This is a genomic window from Prauserella flavalba (assembly GCF_003202235.1).
GTDB lineage: Bacteria > Actinomycetota > Actinomycetes > Mycobacteriales > Pseudonocardiaceae > Prauserella_A > Prauserella_A flavalba.
In genome coordinates, this window is record NZ_MASU01000013.1 from 439,133 (window position 1) to 455,951 (window position 16,819).

The following is a 16,819-nucleotide window of genomic DNA, read 5'->3' on the forward strand; positions in this document are numbered from 1 at the left end:
ACGATGCCCGAGGTGGAACTGTCGGCAGGTCCGATCGAGTACACCGACACCGGCGGCGACGGGCCGGTGCTCGTGTTCCTGCACGGCGTCACGATCGACTCCACGGTGTGGCGCACGGTGGTCGCCGAGCTCGGCGAGCACTATCGCTGCGTGCTGCCGACCTGGCCGCTCGGCAGCCACCGCAAGCCGATGCGGCCCGACGCCGACCTGAGCCTGCGCGGGCTGGGGCTCCTGGTAGGGGAGTTCCTCGAGCGGCTGGACCTGCACGACGTCACGCTCGTGCTCAACGACTGGGGCGGCGGGCAGCTCCTGCTCACCGAGGGCCGCACCGAGCGCCTCGCCCGCGTGGTGCTCACCGCGTGCGAGGCGTTCGACAACTACCCGCCGGGCCTGCCCGGCCGGTTGCTCACGCTCACCACGAAGGTGCCGGGCGGGCTCAAGGTCCTGCTCTCGCTGCTGCGGTTCCGGTTCTTCCAGCGCGCGCCGGGCGCGTGGGGCTGGATGTCGAAACGGCCCGTACCGGCCGAGGTGATGCACCGCTGGTTCGAGCCGGCGAGGACCCGGCCGGAGATTCGCCGCGACCTCGCCCGCTACGGCGCGTCGCTGCCGCCGAAGCGCACCCTGCTCGACTGGGCCGCGCGCATGCGCTCGTTCACCGGGCCCGTGCTGGTGGTGTGGGCGACCGAGGACAAGCTCATGCCGCGCGAGCACGGCCGCCGGCTCGCGGAGCTGTTCCCCGACGGCAGGCTCGTGGAGGTCGAGGACAGCTACACGCTGATCCCCGAGGACCAGCCCGGGCTGCTCGCCGACACGATCCGGAAGTTCATCGTGGACACTCCCGTCACGCGGGCTCGCGACTGAGTTCCCGGGAGGGCGTGCGTTTCACGCGGTCGCCGAACACGAGGTTCAGCACCACCGCGGCGATGCAGCCCGCGCTGATGCCCGAGTCGAGCACCGTGCGCAACGCCGAGGGGAAGTGGTCGTAGAACTCCGGCGCCGCGATGGGGATCAGGCCGATGCCGAGCGAGGCGGCGACGATCGTGATGTTGGCGGCCCGTTCGAACGACGCCTTCGCGAGCGTGCGCACCCCGGCCACCGCGACGCTGCCGAAGAGCACCAGCCCGGCGCCGCCGAGCACGGGTTGTGGCACGAGCGCGATGATCCCGCCCGTCACCGGGAACATGCCGAGCAACACCAGGATCGCGCCGCTGGCCGCCACCACGTAGCGGCTCACCATCCGCGTCAGTGCCACGAGCCCCACGTTCTGCGCGAACGCGGTGCACGCGAAACCGCCGAACACGGTGGCGAGCGCGGTGGCGAAGCCGTCGGCCCGCAGGCCGTCCGCCAGCGTCCGCTCGCTCGTCGGCCGCTCGACGATCTCGCCGAGCGCGAGCATGTCCGCGGTGCTCTCGGCCATCACCACGAGCATCACGATCGCCATCGAGATGATCGCCGCCGCCTCGAAGTGCGGCGTGCCGAAGTGGAACGGCGTCGCGATGCCGAACGCGGGCGACTCCGTCAATGTCGACGTGTCGACCTCGCCGAGCGGCCACGCGACCAACGTGCCCACCACCAGGCCCAGCAGCAACGCGATCCGGCTCCAGAAACCGGAGAGGAACCGGTTGAACGCGAGCACCGCGACGAGGGTGACCCCCGCCAGCAACAGGCCGGTGCCGTTCGCGGAGGGCTTCTGGTTCGCGATCCAGCCGACCGCCACCGGCAGCAGCGAGACGCCGATGAGCGTGATGACGGTTCCGGTCACCAGCGGCGGGAAGAACCGCGTGAGCCGGGAGAAGAACGGCGCGGCGAGCACCACGAGCAGCCCGCCCACGAGCGTCGCGCCGTAGACGACGCCGAGCGCGTCGCCCGACCCGTGCTGCTCCACGATCGCGAGCACCGGAGCCACGGTCGCGAACGTGACGCCGTTGACGAGCGGCAGCCGGGCCCCGAAACGCCACACGCCGAGCGTCTGCAACAGCGTCGCGAGCCCCGCGGTGAACAGGCTCGCGCTGATCAGGAGACTGAGCTGGCCCGGCGAGAGACCCACCGCCGCACCGATGATGAGTGGGGGAGCAACCACGCCGGCGTACATGGCGGCGACGTGCTGCAGGCCACCCGCGAGCAGCTGCGGCAAGGGCGGTTTCCGGTCGACAGGGTGCATCGGAGTCTCCCTAGAAGGCGGGCAGCGTGTACCAGGCGAGCTCGGCGTCCTTCGGGTCCTCGTCGTCGCGCAGCACGGTGCCCTCGATGAGCCCGTACGGCCGGTCGGCGGCGTAGAAGACCTCGTTGTCGTTGGTGAGCCCGAACGGGCTCAGGTCCACCAGGAAGTGATGCTTGTTCGGCAGGGACAGGCGGACCTCGGCGACCTCGTCCCGCTCCTCGAGCACGGCCTCGCCCATCGCGTACAGGGTCTGCTGCAGCGACAGGCTGTGCTTGGTCGCGAACGTCTCCAGCAGGATGCGGCGGATCTCGGTGAACGACCCGCTCCAGTCGAGGTCCGTCGAGCGGTAGCGCCAGCGCGCGGTGACGGCGGTCGCCAGGATCCGGTCGTCGGTCTCGGCCAGCGTCGTGTACCTGTCGCGCGGGAACCCGTGGAACTCCGAGCCGGTGGACTTGAGCACCACGAGGTCCGTCAGCCCGGACACCACCCATGCCCGGTCGTCCTGGATCGTCACCGCGGTGGTGCGCTGCTCGCCGCCCGCCCGCGAGAACGCGTGGTCGTGCGGCGTTCCTCCGACGTCGATGCGGTCCCAGCCGTGCTCGGAGATCAGCACCCGCGCGCCGGTGATCTGCTCGAAGGAGCCGACGAAGTGCCTGCCCAGCCGCAGCGCGAAGTCCTCGATCTCGCCGACGCGCTTCTCCTTGGCGAAGGCGTAGACGGTGTTCTTCTGCGTGTCAGTGGCGACCACGTCGGTGTTGTCGCCGGTGAGGTGGGTGCGCTCGAGCCTGCCGCGCAGCGACGTCGACACGGTGAGGTCCCTGAGGTGACGCACCGGGCCTTCGCGCTCGACGGTGACGAGCCGGACCTCTGCCTTGCCGTACTGGTTGGGGCCCAGTGTGATGGCCACGCGGATCAGCTCCCTCGGTAGGTGGAGTAGGCGAACGGGCTGAGCAGGACGGGTACGTGGTGGTGCGCGTGCGGGTCGGTGATGCGGAAACACACGGTGATCTCGGGGAAGAACGCCTCCGGGCCCAGGTAGTCCGCGGTGTCGAAGACGAGCCGGTAGACGCCCTCGGGCAACGTCTCCGGGCCGAGCTCGCGCACGCGGCCGTCGTCGTCGGTGCGATCCTGCGCGAGCGTGGTCCACTCGCCGTCGAGCGCTTCCAGCCGCACCGGAATCCCGGCCGCGGGCCGTCCCCTGGCATTGTCGAGGACGTGTGTGGTCACGAGGCTCATTCGGCCACCGCCTTCTCCAGTCGTAACCGGGCGATCTTGACCAGTTCCTCACCCGCGATCGACAGTTCGGTTTCCGGGTCGTTGCCGAGACGTTTCCGCAGAATCTCCAGCAGTTCCTCGCCGCTGCGGCCGCTCGCGCACACCAGGTACACGTGGCCGAAGCGGTCCTCGTACTCCGCGTTGGCCGCGCGGAACCGGCGCGCCGCCTCGTCGTCCACACCGGACTGCTCGGCACGGGAGGCGCCGCCCGCCGGTTTCTCGCCGATGCGCGGATGTTCCGCCATCGCGGCGTGGATCTCCTCGGGGCGCAGCACCAGGTCCGCGGCCGCGAGCAGCGCGGCCCGGTCGCGGTAAGGGCGCCCCGCGAGTACCTGCTCCACCCACCTCGGCACGGCCAGGCAACCGGTCAGGAGTGGACGGAGCCGTTCGGGATCGGCGGAGTTGAACTCGGTCAGCCGGAGTTCGCTCATCTCGCAGAAGCTAAGGCGACAGGGAGCCGCGCGTCAACAATTTGTTGAAATGATCAGGGTTCGCGGTTCAGATAGTTGTAGACCGTGAACCGGGTGACGCCGAGCGTTTCCGCCACCGCGGCCACCGATTTCCTGAGCTGGAACGCGCCCCGCTCCTCGAGCAGCCGCACCGCGCGCTGCTTGCCGGGCCGGTCGAGCTCCCGCAGCGGGGAGCCGAGTTCGGCCTCCACCTCCCGCACCATCCGGTCGAGCACGCTGCCCGGTTCGGCCGGTGCCGCGTCGTTGTCGCCGGGACGCTGAATGCGCAACGTCAGGCGTGTGGCGCCGCCGTCGAGCGCGGCTCGCACGATCGCGGGCAGCGCGTCGAGCAGCGCGTCGGCGTCGCCTCGCGCCGACGTGCCGAGCGGACCGAAGTCGGTGCTCAGGCCCGCGTGCCCGGCGGCCCGCATGGCCTCGACGGCGTGCGCCGGTGGCTCGCCCTCGCCACGGAACGGCTCACTCGTGAACTCGGCTTCCAGTTCCACGTCTGCAACGTATCTCCCGTCCGGACCGTTGACGAGGCCAGGATCACATCGCTACTGTCGTAGTACGAAATCTTACTTCCACAATACGAAAAACTAGCGTAAACGGGCAAAGCCAGAAAGCGTGGTCCCATGTCCGAACGAACCGGCGCACGGCACGACCTGCGCTACGACATCAACCTGTCCATGCTCTTCACCGAGCTGCCGCTGCTGCGACGGCCCGCCGCCGCGCGCGCCGCGGGGTTCACCGCCATCGAGTTCTGGTGGCCGTTCACCGTCGCGGTGCCGGCCGACGCCGAGGTCGACGCGTTCGTGACCGCGGTGAACGACGCCGGGGTGCAGCTCGTCGGGCTGAACTTCTTCGCGGGCGACATGCCCGCCGGCGACCGGGGGCTGGTGTCCTGGGTGGGCAGGGAGTCCGAGTTCCGCGACAGCGCCGACGTGGCGCTGGGCATCGCCGAACGGCTCGGCTGCCGCACCTTCAACGCCCTGTACGGCAACCGGCTCGACGGCGTCGAGCCCGCCGAACAGGACGAGCTAGCCCTGTCCACACTGGACCACCTGGCCACCGCGGCGGCGGGCCAGGACGCCCAGGTGGTGCTGGAGCCGCTCTCCGGCGCGCCGCGCTACCCGCTGCTCACGGCGGCCGACGCGCTCGCGGTGATCGACAAGGTCGGCAGGCCCAACGTCACGCTGCTCGCCGACTTCTACCACCTCGCCGTCAACGGCGACGACGTCGCGGCCGTGATCGCCGAGCACACCGCGCGCATCGGGCACGTGCAGATCGCCGACGCACCCGGCCGTGGCGAGCCCGGCAGCGGAGAACTGGACCTCGACGGGCACCTCGCCGCCGTCGAGGCCGCCGGGTACACCGGCTGGGTGGGTATCGAGTACAAGCCGACCAGCGACAGCGAGGCGTCACTCGCCTGGCTGCCGCGCGAGAGGAGGGCCGCGTGAGGATCGCGTTCATCGGCCTCGGCATCATGGGCATGCCGATGGCGAAGCACCTGGTGGCCGCGGGCCACACCGTCAGCGGCTACAACCGCAGCCGGGCCAAGGTGGACGAGTTCGCCGCCGAGGGCGGCACCGCCGCGGCCTCCGTCGCCGAGGCCGTCACGGGTGCCGAGGTCGTGGTCACCATGCTGCCCAACCATCCCGAGGTGGAGGGGGTCGTGCTCGGCCAGGGCGGCGTGCTGGAGTCGGCCGAGCCGGGCGCACTGCTCATCGACATGAGCACCATCCGGCCGGAGACCTCCATCGCCATCGCCGAGGCCGCCGGGGAGAAGGGCATCCGCGTGCTCGACGCGCCCGTCTCCGGTGGTGAGGCCGGGGCCAAGCAGGCCGCGCTGTCGATCATGGTCGGTGGCGAGGAGGCCGACTTCACCGCGGCGAGGCCGGTCTTCGAGGCACTGGGCAAGACGATCGTGCACGTCGGCCCCCACGGAGCGGGCCAGGTGGTGAAGGCCGCCAACCAGCTCGTCGTCGGCGGCATCTACGGGCTCGTCAGCGAGGCCATCGTGCTCATGGAGGCCTCCGGCGTCGACGCCAAGACCGGCCTCGACGTGCTCGCGGGCGGGCTGGCCGCCAACCGCATCCTCGACCTCAAGCGCGAGTCGATGGTGGCGCGGCAGTTCCAGCCGGGCTTCCGCATCGACCTGCACCACAAGGACATGGGCATCGCCACCGACGCCGCCAGGCAGGCCGACGTGTCGCTGCCCATGACGGGGCTCGTCGCCCAGCTGCTCGCCGCCGCGCGGGCGATGGGTCACGGCTCGCTCGACCACTCCGCCCTGCTCAAGGTGGTCGAGCAGCTGTCCGGCCGCGCCTGACGCGGTCCTCTTCTCACAGGTCACGGGCGGCCGTACCACGCCGGCAAGCACAGGGACGGCCGCCCGCTCCCCGAAAGGTGTGTACATCATGCCGAAGGTTCCTGTCATGCAGGCCGTCGTCGACGTGCTGATCTCCGAGGGCGTCGACACCGCGTTCGGCTGCCCCGGCGCCGCGATCCTCCCGCTGTACCAGGCGATGCAGGGCAGCGGCATCGAGCACCTCGTGGTCCGCCACGAGGAGGGCGCCACTCACATGGCCGACGGCTGGGCGCGCACCACCGGCAACGTCGGCGTCGCGATCGGCACGTCCGGGCCCGCGGGCACCAACATGATCACAGGCCTCTACACCGCGCAGGCCGACTCGATCCCGATCCTGTGCATCACCGGGCAGGCGGTGTCGACGAAGCTGCACCAGGAGGCGTTCCAGGCGGTCGACATCGTGGAGATCGCCAAGCCCGTGACGAAATGGGCGGTGCAGGTCAAGGAGGCCGCGCAGGCGCCGTGGATCTTCCGTGAGGCGTTCCGGATCGCGCGCTCGGGGCGGCCAGGTCCCGTGCTGATCGACCTGCCGCTCGACGTGCAGAAGCAGGAGATCGAATGGGACGCCTCGATCGACGCGCCGTTCCCCGTGGTGAGCCCCGCGCCCTCCCCAGTGCGCGTCGAGCGGGCACTGGACCTGCTGCTCGCCGCCGAGCGGCCGCTCATTCTCGCCGGCGGCGGGGTGCTGCTGGGCGAGGCGAGCGAGCAGCTGCGCGCGGTCGCCGAGCGGCTCGGCGTGCCCGTCGGCGTGACGCTCATGGGCAAGGGCAGCTTCCCCGAGGACCACCCGCTGTTCGCCGGGATGGCGGGGATCCAGACGTCCCAGCGGTGGGCCAACGCGGCCTTCCTGGAGTCGGACCTGGTGCTGGCGCTCGGCGCGCGCTTCGGTGACCGGCACACGGGCGCGCTCGACGTCTACCGGGGCGACCGGAAGTTCATCCACGTCGACATCGAGCCGACGCAGCTCGGCAAGGTGTTCGGCCCCGACCTGGGAGTGGTGTCCGACAGCAGGGCGTTCCTGGAGGCGCTGCTCGCGGCTGCCGACGACCGGGGCGCCCCGATCGACCCGCGCGTGCCCGTGTGGGTCAACCGGATCGCGGAGCTGAAGCGGGAGCTGCCGAGGCGCGAGGACTTCGACACGGTGCCGATCAAGGCGCCCAGGGTGTTCAAGGAGATCAACGAGTTCTACGGCGAGGACACCTACTTCGTCACCGCGATCGGGCTCTACCAGATCTGGTCGGGCCAGTTCCAGCGCGCGCACAAGCCGAGGCACTACCAGGTGTGCGGGCAGGCGGGCCCGCTCGGCTGGGAGATCCCGGCGGCGATCGGGGTCAAGAAGGCGCGCCCCGACGCCGAGGTGGTGGGCGTGGTCGGCGACTACTCGTTCCAGTTCCTGGTGGAGGAGCTGGCCGTGGCCGCCCAGTACGACGTGCCGTTCGTGCTGATCATGCTCAACAACGAGTACCTGGGGCTCATCCGGCAGGCCGAGCAGGGCTACGACATGAACTTCCAGGTGGACCTGCACTACGACGAGTACGGCACGGACAACGTGAAGATCATGGAGGCCTACGGCTGCTCGGGCACGCGCGTGGTGGAGCCCTCGGAGATCCGCGGCTCGCTGGAATGGGCGCGCAAGGAGGCGGACCGTACGGGCCGCCCGGTGCTCGTGGAGATCATGATCGAGCGCGAGGCCAACGCCGCGATGGGCACCGCTCTCGACAACGTCAAGGAGTTCGAACCCACGCCTTGACCGGAGCCCTAACCGCGGTTCCAACTTCCCCCAAGGCCACCTTTGTTGCGTTGAACGCAACAAAGGTGGCCTTGGGGGACAATCACGGCAGGTTGACCCAGACCGCCACCGCGGGGACGTCGCCGGTGTTGCGGACGCGGTGCGGGGTCGTGGAGGGGAACCGGATCGAGTCGCCTGGGCCCAGTTCGTAGCGCTCGAAGCCGAGGTCGAGGGTCAGCGTGCCGGAGAGCACGCTCCCCAGCTCGTGCCCGTTGTGCCGGAGGTACTCGCCGTCCTGGCTGGAGCTCGACCCCGGCGGATACGTCGACTCGTAGATCTCCACGCCCGGGATCGGCACCGCGGTGAGCCTGCGGTACTCCACGCCGTGGCCGAGCGAGATCGCGGGCACCTCACCCGCCCTCGTCACCACCACCTCGCCGGGTGCGACCTGCTCCTCCGGCTCGGGTGCGTCCTCCCCGAACGCCGCCGCCAGCGGCACCTCCAGGATCGACACGATCTGGAACAGCCGCGTCACCGACGGCCGCATCTTGCCGCGTTCCATCTGCGACAGTGCGCTCGGGCTGATGCCGAGCTCCCCCGCGAGCGCGCGCAGCGACATCCCGCGTTCGGTGCGGAGGGCCCTGATGCGGGCCCCGAGTTCCTCGTCGTCGGGCGGCGCGCCGGGGAGCATGCGCGGCAGTCTACGCCGGATGAAGGAACTTCTTCACGAGTGTTCAGTTATGGCTTCACACTCGCTACGCTCATGAGTCATGGACCTGGTGCTGCGAGCGCGAAGGGCGATCACCGCCGACGGCGAAACCGCCTGCACCGTAGGCGTCACCGACGGCCGGATCGCCGCGGTCGAGCCCTACGACTCCGCGCTCGTCGGCGAGCGAGTGGTGGAGCTGGGCGCCGACGAGGTGCTCCTGCCCGGCCTCGTCGACAGCCACGTGCACGTCAACGACCCCGGCCGCAGCGAGTGGGAGGGCTTCGAGTCGGCCACGCGCGCGGCGGCCGCGGGCGGCGTCACCACGATCGTCGACATGCCGCTCAACAGCCTGCCGCCCACGGTCGACGTCGCCGCGCTTGAGGTCAAGCGCAAGACCGCGCTCGGCCGCGTGCACGTCGACGTCGGCTTCTGGGGCGGCGCGATCCCCGGCAACGCCGCCGAGCTGCGCCCGCTGCACGACGCGGGTGTGTTCGGCTTCAAGAGCTTCCTGCTGCACTCCGGCGTCGACGAGTTCCCGCCGCTCGACGCCGAGGGGCTGGAGGAGGCGATGCGGATCCTGCGCGAGTTCGACGGGCTGCTGATCGTGCACGCCGAGGACGCCGACACGATCGACCGCGCGCCGCATCCGCACGGCCCGCGCTACAGCGGCTTCCTCGCCTCGCGTCCGCCCGAGGCCGAGCACGCCGCGATCGCCAGGGTCATCGAGCTGGCCAGGCGCACCGGGGCCAGTGCGCACATCCTGCACCTGGCGTCGGCGTCGGCCCTGCCGCTGATCGCCGAGGCCAAGCGCGACGGCGTGGCCGTCACCGCCGAGACGTGCCCGCACTACCTGAGCTTCACGGCCGAGGAGATCGGCGACGGCGCCACGCAGTTCAAGTGCTGCCCGCCGATTCGTGAGGCCGCCAACCGCGAGCTGCTGTGGCAGGGACTCGCGGACGGTGTGCTCGATTGCGTCGTCAGCGACCACTCGCCGTGCACGCCCGAGCTGAAACGCTTCGACAGCGGCGACTTCGGCGAGGCGTGGGGCGGGATCGCGGGCCTGCAGGTGGGGCTGCCCGCGGTGTGGACGGGGGCGCGGCAGCGCGGCTTCGCCCTCGCCGACGTGGTGCGCTGGATGGCGCACGGACCCGCCGCGCAGGCGGGGCTGCCGCACAAGGGGCACCTGGCGCCCGGCTACGACGCCGACTTCTGCGTGTTCGCCCCCGACGAGGCGTTCGTCGTGGACGCCGCGAAGCTGCGGCACCGCAACGCCGTGAGCGCCTACCACGACCGGCCGCTGGCCGGGGTGGTGCGGAGCACGTGGCTGCGCGGGATCCAGGTGACCGGGCAGTCGCCGCACGGGCGGCTGCTGACGAGGGGAGAGCGGTGAACGACCGTCCGGAGTGGACTCAGCTGACCGACCTGGCCTCCCGCCGTTTCGGGGGCACCGTGATGTGGGCGAGCGACGAGCTGTTCGCCGAAAAGGAGAACCTCGTCAACCCGTGGCGGCCCCGGCACCAGCCGGAGACCTTCGGTCCGAAAGGCCAGGTCTACGACGGCTGGGAGACCCGCAGGCACCGCGAACCCGGCGACGACCAGGCGATCCTGCGGCTCGGGCTGCCCGGCACGGTGACGGGCGTGGTGGTGGACACCGCCTTCTTCAAGGGCAACTACCCGCCCTTCGTCACGGTCGAGGCGCTCGCCGCGGAGGGCTACCCGAGCGCGGCCGAGCTGTCCGGAATGGACTGGGACGTGCTCGTCGACCACGAGCCGGTGGCGGGCGACTCCGAGAACTTCTTCACCGTCGGCTCGCGCAAGCGCTACACCCACGCCCGGCTCACCATGCATCCCGACGGCGGGGTCGCGCGGCTGCGCGTGCACGGCGACGTGATCCCGGACCCGCGCCTGCTCGACCCCGGCGCGCTCGATCTCGCCGCGCTGGAGAACGGCGCGGTGTGCACCGGGTGCAGCGACATGTTCTACTCCTCGCCCGCGAACATGCTGGCGCCAGGGCTCGCCGCCAACCAGGCCGAGGGCTGGGAGACCGCCCGCAGGCGCGACGGCGGCAACGACTGGGCGGTGATCCGCCTCGCGGGGGCCGGCACGGTGCGCTTCGCCGAGTTCGACACCAGCAACCTGCGCGGTAACGCGCCGGGCTGGGTGACGCTGAGCGGCTCGGCGGACGGGCACACGTGGTTCGAGTTGCTGCCGAGGACCCGCCTGCAGCCCGACACCCGGCACCGCTTCGCGGTCCCGGAACCGAGGGAGGCCGCCCACGTCCGGCTCGACATCCATCCCGACGGCGGGATGGCGCGCCTTCGGCTCTTCGGCAGACTGACCGAGCAGGGCCTCGCCGCCCTGGTGAAACGCTTCGAGGAGAGCTGACCCCTTCCTGCCCAGTCGACTGCAGTGAAGGCCACCATGCCTGCGTTGAACGCAGTGAAGGTGGCCTTCACTGCGGCCGCGGTACCGCCTCAGCCGAGGAGGGCCCGGATGCGTTGTTCTCGGTCGGCAGGCGTCTGGCGGGGGCAGCTCGCGCACTTCTCGCCGCCCGTCGCCTCGTAGATGAGGCAGCACGACGAGCGGCGGACCACCTCGTGTGGTCCGATGTGGACATAGCGGGGCCGCGGCATCCGGCGGCCGACCGCGGCCGCGAGCGGGGCCGCGAGGTCGGTCCGTCCCGCCCACAGCAGGCGGGTGCCGATCGAGTCGGCGGCGATCGCCCACAGCGAGCGAGTCGTCGCCCCGGACACGTGTGCGATTGCCTCCACGATCCGGTCGAGGGCGTCGCCGAGGGCGGTCCCGAACGCGGTGAGGTCGCCGTGGAGCACGCGGTCCGCGCGCGCGTCGAGATACCGGCCGTCGGGATGCATCGTGAACGTGACGGCCTCCAGCGCGGGATCCAGCGCCATGCCCGTGCGGGCGAACGACTCCAGCGAGGGGCCGACGAGCACCGACGACGCCGAGTACCACCGGATCGTGCCCAGCACCCGGTCGCTCGCCCTGCCGTAGAGGCGGGCGGCGCCCTTCAGGTCCTCGCGCAGCCACGCGGGGTCGGCGAGCACCGTCGCCGGGACCTCTACGCTCATGGCAGCCTGCGGTAGGTCGACACGGAGAACGCCGTGGTGACGCCCACGGTCTCGGTCAGCGCGGCGAGCCGGTCGCCGAGCCCGCCGCGATGCAGGTGGTGAGCGTTCGGACCCATCAGCACCACCCTCCGCACGTCGTCGGGACCGAGCCTGACCGTACCCCCGCACTGCCGTCTGCGGGTGAGCTCGAAGCCGTCCGCGAGCGCCGCGTCGAGGCGCTGCTCCTTGTCCTCGCCGATGTCGAGCAGGTCCAGTTTCCGCGCCAGCTCACCCAGATGGCCGCTGCCGGGGGAGGCGACCACCACCGTGCCGCCCGGCCGCAGCACCCGGTGGAACTCCGCGGCGTTGCGTGGCGCGAACACGTTGAGCACCGTGTCGGCGACGCCGGAGCCCACCGGCCACGGCTCCCAGAGGTTCCACACGGCCGCCCCGATCCTCGGGTGCGCCTTCGCCGCGCGCCGCAGGGCGGGCGCCGAAACGTCGAGCGCGAGCCCCTCCGCTCCGGGCAGCGCGTCGAGTACTTTCGCCAGGTAGTAGCCGGTGCCGGCGCCCGCGTCGACCACGAGGTCACCCGTTGCCTCCTCGGCCAGGACCTCCGCCAGCGGCGCGTAGAAACCCGCGGCGAGGAACTCGGCCCGCGCGGCCACCATCTCGCCCGTGTCGGCGGTGCCCGCGGCCACCTTCGCGTGCAGCAGGTTCACGTAGCCCTGCCTGGCGAGGTCGAACGCATGGCGCCGCTCGCATCGCAGCGCGTGACCGGTCAGGTCGACGCCGCCGCCACAGACGGAGCAGCGCAGCGCCGCCAGCACAGCGGACGGTAGCGGTTTCGCAGCCGTTTCACGCGAGGTCACGCACGCTATTCGACCACGACGTTTCGCAGCCGGACGAATCGGCACAGGTCACGGGAAACCCACCCGTAACATGGCGGCCCGTTTGGTTCACGACGTCGAAACCTGAGAATCCACTCCGCGCAACACGCCTTCCCGATGCTGTGCCGCAATTGCGAGTTCTGCGATCCGGCTCTCGAAGGAGGAGAAGCGTGGAAGGGAATACGGCCTGGTTGCTCACCAGCGCCGCTCTGGTGCTGCTGATGACACCGGGATTGGCGTTCTTCTACGGCGGCATGGTGCGCTCCAAGAGCGTGCTCAACATGCTGATGATGTGCTTCGGGGCCATGGGGCTCATCGGTGTGCTGTGGGTGATCTACGGCTACTCGACGGCCTTCGGCAACGACGTCGGCGCCGGCCTTCTCGGGAACCCGTTCGAAGCGCTCGGCCTCTCCGGTCTCATGGGCGGTGACGCGCTGAGCACCACCGGCTTCGTGGCGTTCCAGGGCATGTTCGCGATCATCACGGTCGCCCTCATCGCCGGTGCCGTCGCCGACCGCATGCGGTTCGGCGCGTGGCTGCTGTTCGCGGGCCTGTGGGCCACGGTCGTGTACTTCCCCGTGGCGCACTGGGTCTTCGCGTTCGACAACGAGGACTCGGGCGTGGTCGGCGGCTGGATCGCCAACGACCTCGGCGCGCTGGACTTCGCCGGTGGTACCGCGGTGCACATCAACGCCGGTGCCGCCGCGCTGGCCCTCGTGCTGGTGCTCGGCAAGCGCCGCGGCTGGCCCAGGGAGCCGATGAAGCCGCACAACCTGCCGTACGTGATGCTCGGCGCCGGCCTGCTGTGGTTCGGCTGGTTCGGGTTCAACGCGGGTTCGGCGCTGGCCGCCAACGAGATCGCCGGTGTCGCGTTCGTCAACACCCTCACCGCGACCTGCGCCGCGATGCTCGGCTGGCTGCTCACCGAGCGCCTTCGTGACGGCAAGGCGACGAGCCTCGGTGCCGCGTCCGGCGTCGTGGCCGGCCTGGTGGCCATCACCCCGGCGTGTGCGTTCGTCGACACCTGGGGCGCGCTGTCCATCGGCGCGATCGCGGGCATCCTCTGCGCGCTGGCGGTGGGCCTCAAGTACCGCTTCGGCTACGACGACTCGCTCGACGTCGTCGGCGTCCACCTCGTCGGTGGCCTCGTCGGCACGCTGCTGATCGGTTTCTTCGGCACCACCAACGTCAACGAGGGCAGCGTCGACGGCCTGTTCTACGGCGGCGGCGCGAGCCAGCTCGGCATCCAGGCGGTCGGCGCGGTCGCCGTGCTGGTGTACTCCTTCGTCGTGGCAGCCATCCTGGCGCTCATCATCAAGTACACGATGGGCCTGCGGGTCACCGCCGAGGACGAGACCACCGGCATCGACGAGGCGGAGCACGCCGAGTCGGCGTACGACTTCGCCGGTGGCCGTGGCGGCCGTCCCGCCTCGGTGGACACCGGGGCCCCGAGCGGTAACACGAAGAAGCTCGAGGAGAGCAAGTCATGAAACTGATCACGGCGATCGTCAAGCCGTTCACGCTCGACGACATCAGGTCCGCCCTCGAGCAGCTCGGGGTGCTCGGCATGACCGTCAGCGAGGTGCAGGGCTACGGCAGGCAGAAGGGCCACACCGAGGTCTACCGCGGCGCCGAGTACGCCGTCGACTTCGTGGCCAAGCTGAAGATCGAGGTGGTGACCGACGACGCCAACGTCGAGAAGGTCATCGACGCGGTCGTCAGCTCCGCGCACACCGGCAAGATCGGCGACGGGAAGGTGTGGGTGACCCCGGTCGACACCGTCATCCGCGTCCGTACCGGCGAACGCGGCGCCGATGCGCTCTAAGAGACTGCCGTGGTCGTAGGGGGACTTGTCGAGGCGGCCAACCGGCTGCTGGAGGGTCGCCACGGACGGCTCGGAGCGACCGCGCTGCGGGCCGCCCTGGTCGACCTGTACGAGTTCTGGCTGAGCAAGGCCGCCGCGGCGGCCGGTGTCGACACCGCTGAACCCGGTGTCGCGCTGGTCGCCGTCGGCGGCCTCGGCCGTCGGGAGCTCGTGCCCTTCTCCGACCTCGACCTGGTGCTGGTGCACAACGGAAATCCGGACATCGGGGAGATCGCGGACGCGCTCTGGTACCCGCTGTGGGACGCCAGAGTCGGCCTCGATCACTCGGTACGCACACCGGGGGAGGCGCTCAAGGTCGCCTCCGAGGATCTGCGGACGGCGATGGGTCTGCTCGACGCCCGGCACCTCGCCGGTGACGAGGAGCTGACCCAGCGCCTGGCTTCGGCGGCGCGCGACCACTGGCGGCGCACGGCCCGCAAACGGTTGCCCGAGCTGGCCGAGGCCACGCGCACGCGCTGGCGGCGCAGCGGGGAGATCGCGCAGTCGGCCGAACCCGATCTGAAGTACGGCCGCGGTGGCCTGCGGGACCTGGGGTTGCTGGAGGCGTTCGCCGTGGCCCAGCTCACCGACCGCCCGAACGAGGAGCTGCGCGCGGCCCGTGAGCTGCTGCTCGACGTCCGCACCGAGCTGCGCAGGGAGCTGCGCCGCGATCGCGACGTGCTGGGCGCGGGCGACGCCGAGCTGGTGGCCGGTGCCCTGGAGCTGGGCGACCGCTTCTCACTGGCCCGTAAGCTCTCCGGCGCGGGCAGGGCCGTCGGCTACGCCGTGGACGTCGCCCTGCGGGCCGCGATCGAGCCGCCGAAGACGCGGTTCGGCAGGCGGCCGAGCCGCACCCCGCTCGACGACGGCGTGGTCCTGCACGGCAACGAGGTCGCGCTCGCCCGCGACGCGGTGCCCGCCCGCGATCCCGGGCTGCTGCTGCGGGTCGCCGCGGCGTCGGCCCGCACCGGCAAGCCCATCGCGCACGGCACACTGCGGACGCTCGCCGACTCCGCGCCCGAGCTGCGTGCCCCGTGGCCGGAACCCGCGCGGCAGGCGCTGACGGAGCTGCTCGGCGCGGGCGAGGGGCTCGTCGACGCCGTCGAGGCGCTCGACCGGACGGGCCTGTGGGCGCGCCTGTTCCCGGAATGGGGCGCGGTGCGCGACCTCCCGCCGCGCGAGCCGGTGCACGCGTGGACGGTCGACCGGCACCTGGTGCAGGCGTGCGTCGAGGCGGCGCGGCTCACCACCACCGTGTCGCGGCCCGACCTGCTGCTGCTCGGTGCGCTCCTGCACGACATCGGCAAGGGGCGGGACACGGACCACTCCGAGCTGGGGGCCAAGATCGCCGCGCAGGTGGCCGTCCGCATCGGACTGTCCGATGCGGACGTCGCCATCGTCGCCGGCATGGTGCGGCACCACCTGCTCCTGCCGGACACGGCCACGCGCCGCGACATCAGCGAGCTGGAGACCGTCGAGCGGGTCGTCAAGACCGTCGATGGCCATCCGCTGCTGCTCGACCTCCTGCGGGCGCTCGCGCAGGCCGACTCGCTCGCGACGGGCCCCGGCGTGTGGACGGAGTGGAAGGCGGGGCTGATCTCCGAGCTGGTCAGCCGCTGCCGGCAGCTGTTGCACGGCAACGGTTTCCCGGCGCCCGAGCCGATCGACGACACCCAGCGCGAGCTGGTGGCCGAGGCGGTGCGGACCACGCGTGGCGAGGTGCGCGTGACCGCGGCGGGCAAGCTCGCCACCGTGGTGCTCGCCGTGCCGGCCAACGCCGAGCTGCTCACGCCCGCCGCCGGTGTGCTCGCGCTCAACTCGCTCGAGGTGCACACGGCGATGCTGCACAGTCACGGCGGGGGCCGGGTCGGCGTCTTCACGGCGTCGCCGAGGTTCGGCACGCTGCCCGACGCGGGACTGCTGCGCGAGCAGTTCGCCAGGGCCGTCGCCGGTGGCCTTCCGCTGAGCCAGAAGCTCGCCGAGAAGGAGAAGGCATACGACACGCCGCTGCCGGTCCCGGCGTCGCCGAAGGTGCTGTGGTTCGACGACGAGACGGCGGCCCCCGGCTCCGTGGTGCTCGAACTGCGCGCGGTGGACCGGATCGGGCTGCTGTACCGGGTCGCCGGTGCGCTGCGCCGGTGTGACGCCGAGGTGCGCTGGGCGAAGGTTTCCACGCTGGGGGCCAGGGTGGTCGACTCGTTCGCCGTGTCGCCGAGGCAGGGCACGCTCGATCAGGCGTGGCGGCAGCGCGTCGAGCAGGCGGTGCTCGCCGCGGCCACCTGAGGCGGCTTCCGCGTGTCGGC

General features: G+C 71.3%; 17 protein-coding genes. 9 read left to right on the plus strand and 8 right to left on the minus strand.

What is annotated here, in order from left to right; genetic code table 11:
- Positions 1–3 precede the first annotated feature (3 nt).
- Positions 4–861 carry an alpha/beta fold hydrolase gene (locus BA062_RS29330; protein ID WP_110342643.1) on the plus strand — a complete coding sequence of 286 codons (858 nt, stop codon included), beginning with the start codon at positions 4–6 and terminating at the stop codon, positions 859–861.
- Here BA062_RS29330 and BA062_RS29335 read toward each other — a convergent pair.
- Genes BA062_RS29335 through BA062_RS39980 form a run of 5 tightly spaced genes read right to left on the minus strand, consistent with a single transcriptional unit; the run spans position 842 to position 4,391 of the window.
- On the minus strand, positions 842–2,161 hold the full coding sequence (locus BA062_RS29335; protein WP_110342301.1) for a nucleobase:cation symporter-2 family protein: 1,320 nt from the start codon (positions 2,159–2,161) through the stop codon (positions 842–844). The genes BA062_RS29330 and BA062_RS29335 overlap by 20 nt on opposite strands.
- 10 nt (positions 2,162–2,171) lie before the next feature.
- Complete coding sequence (gene pucL / locus BA062_RS29340; protein WP_110342302.1) at positions 2,172–3,068, minus strand: factor-independent urate hydroxylase; 897 nt, start codon at positions 3,066–3,068, stop codon at positions 2,172–2,174.
- Between the two features lie 5 nt (positions 3,069–3,073).
- Complete coding sequence (uraH, locus tag BA062_RS29345) at positions 3,074–3,397, minus strand: hydroxyisourate hydrolase (protein WP_110342304.1); 324 nt, start codon at positions 3,395–3,397, stop codon at positions 3,074–3,076.
- Entirely contained in the window at positions 3,394–3,867 is a 474-nt protein-coding gene (gene uraD, locus BA062_RS29350) for a 2-oxo-4-hydroxy-4-carboxy-5-ureidoimidazoline decarboxylase (RefSeq protein WP_110342306.1), read from the minus strand. The genes uraH and uraD overlap by 4 nt, the downstream gene beginning before the upstream one ends.
- A gap of 53 nt (positions 3,868–3,920) precedes the next feature.
- Entirely contained in the window at positions 3,921–4,391 is a 471-nt protein-coding gene (locus BA062_RS39980; protein ID WP_168214125.1) for a helix-turn-helix domain-containing protein, read from the minus strand.
- A gap of 129 nt (positions 4,392–4,520) precedes the next feature.
- Here BA062_RS39980 and BA062_RS29365 point away from each other — a divergent pair, with 129 nt between their 5' ends.
- The 3 genes from BA062_RS29365 to gcl all read left to right on the plus strand — a co-directional run bounded on the left by BA062_RS29365 (position 4,521) and on the right by gcl (position 8,006).
- Positions 4,521–5,345 (plus strand): hydroxypyruvate isomerase family protein, encoded by an 825-nt coding sequence (locus BA062_RS29365; RefSeq protein ID WP_110342308.1) that lies wholly within the window; start codon positions 4,521–4,523, stop codon positions 5,343–5,345.
- Entirely contained in the window at positions 5,342–6,217 is an 876-nt protein-coding gene (locus BA062_RS29370) for a 2-hydroxy-3-oxopropionate reductase (protein ID WP_245960062.1), read from the plus strand. The genes BA062_RS29365 and BA062_RS29370 overlap by 4 nt, the downstream gene beginning before the upstream one ends.
- Positions 6,218–6,305: 88 nt before the next feature.
- Positions 6,306–8,006, plus strand: coding sequence for a glyoxylate carboligase (gcl, locus tag BA062_RS29375; RefSeq protein WP_110342646.1), 1,701 nt, complete (start codon positions 6,306–6,308; stop codon positions 8,004–8,006).
- Positions 8,007–8,088: 82 nt separating this feature from the next.
- Here gcl and BA062_RS29380 read toward each other — a convergent pair whose 3' ends face one another.
- Entirely contained in the window at positions 8,089–8,676 is a 588-nt protein-coding gene (locus BA062_RS29380) for a helix-turn-helix domain-containing protein (protein ID WP_110342310.1), read from the minus strand.
- 79 nt (positions 8,677–8,755) lie between these two features.
- Between BA062_RS29380 and allB the strand changes: the two genes are divergently transcribed.
- A complete protein-coding gene (gene allB, locus BA062_RS29385; RefSeq protein ID WP_110342312.1) occupies positions 8,756–10,084 on the plus strand; it encodes an allantoinase AllB in 1,329 nt (442 codons plus the stop codon).
- A complete protein-coding gene (gene alc, locus BA062_RS29390) occupies positions 10,081–11,079 on the plus strand; it encodes an allantoicase (protein ID WP_110342314.1) in 999 nt (332 codons plus the stop codon). Before allB ends, alc begins: the two co-directional genes overlap by 4 nt.
- 89 nt (positions 11,080–11,168) lie before the next feature.
- On the opposite strand, the gene BA062_RS29395 is transcribed toward alc, so the two are convergent.
- Together BA062_RS29395 and BA062_RS29400 are read right to left on the minus strand one after the other, a co-directional pair.
- Entirely contained in the window at positions 11,169–11,783 is a 615-nt protein-coding gene (locus BA062_RS29395; protein ID WP_110342316.1) for a (2Fe-2S)-binding protein, read from the minus strand.
- Entirely contained in the window at positions 11,780–12,634 is an 855-nt protein-coding gene (locus BA062_RS29400; protein WP_110342318.1) for a putative RNA methyltransferase, read from the minus strand. Before BA062_RS29400 ends, BA062_RS29395 begins: the two co-directional genes overlap by 4 nt.
- Before the next feature lie 188 nt (positions 12,635–12,822).
- Between BA062_RS29400 and BA062_RS29405 the strand changes: the two genes are divergently transcribed.
- From BA062_RS29405 to BA062_RS29415, 3 genes are read left to right on the plus strand one after another with little or no spacing between them, the layout of a single operon-like run.
- Positions 12,823–14,142 carry an ammonium transporter gene (locus BA062_RS29405; protein ID WP_110342319.1) on the plus strand — a complete coding sequence of 440 codons (1,320 nt, stop codon included), beginning with the start codon at positions 12,823–12,825 and terminating at the stop codon, positions 14,140–14,142.
- On the plus strand, positions 14,139–14,477 hold the full coding sequence (locus BA062_RS29410) for a P-II family nitrogen regulator (protein WP_110342320.1): 339 nt from the start codon (positions 14,139–14,141) through the stop codon (positions 14,475–14,477). The genes BA062_RS29405 and BA062_RS29410 overlap by 4 nt, the downstream gene beginning before the upstream one ends.
- A gap of 9 nt (positions 14,478–14,486) precedes the next feature.
- Entirely contained in the window at positions 14,487–16,799 is a 2,313-nt protein-coding gene (locus BA062_RS29415; protein WP_110342321.1) for a [protein-PII] uridylyltransferase, read from the plus strand.
- Positions 16,800–16,819 lie beyond the last annotated feature (20 nt).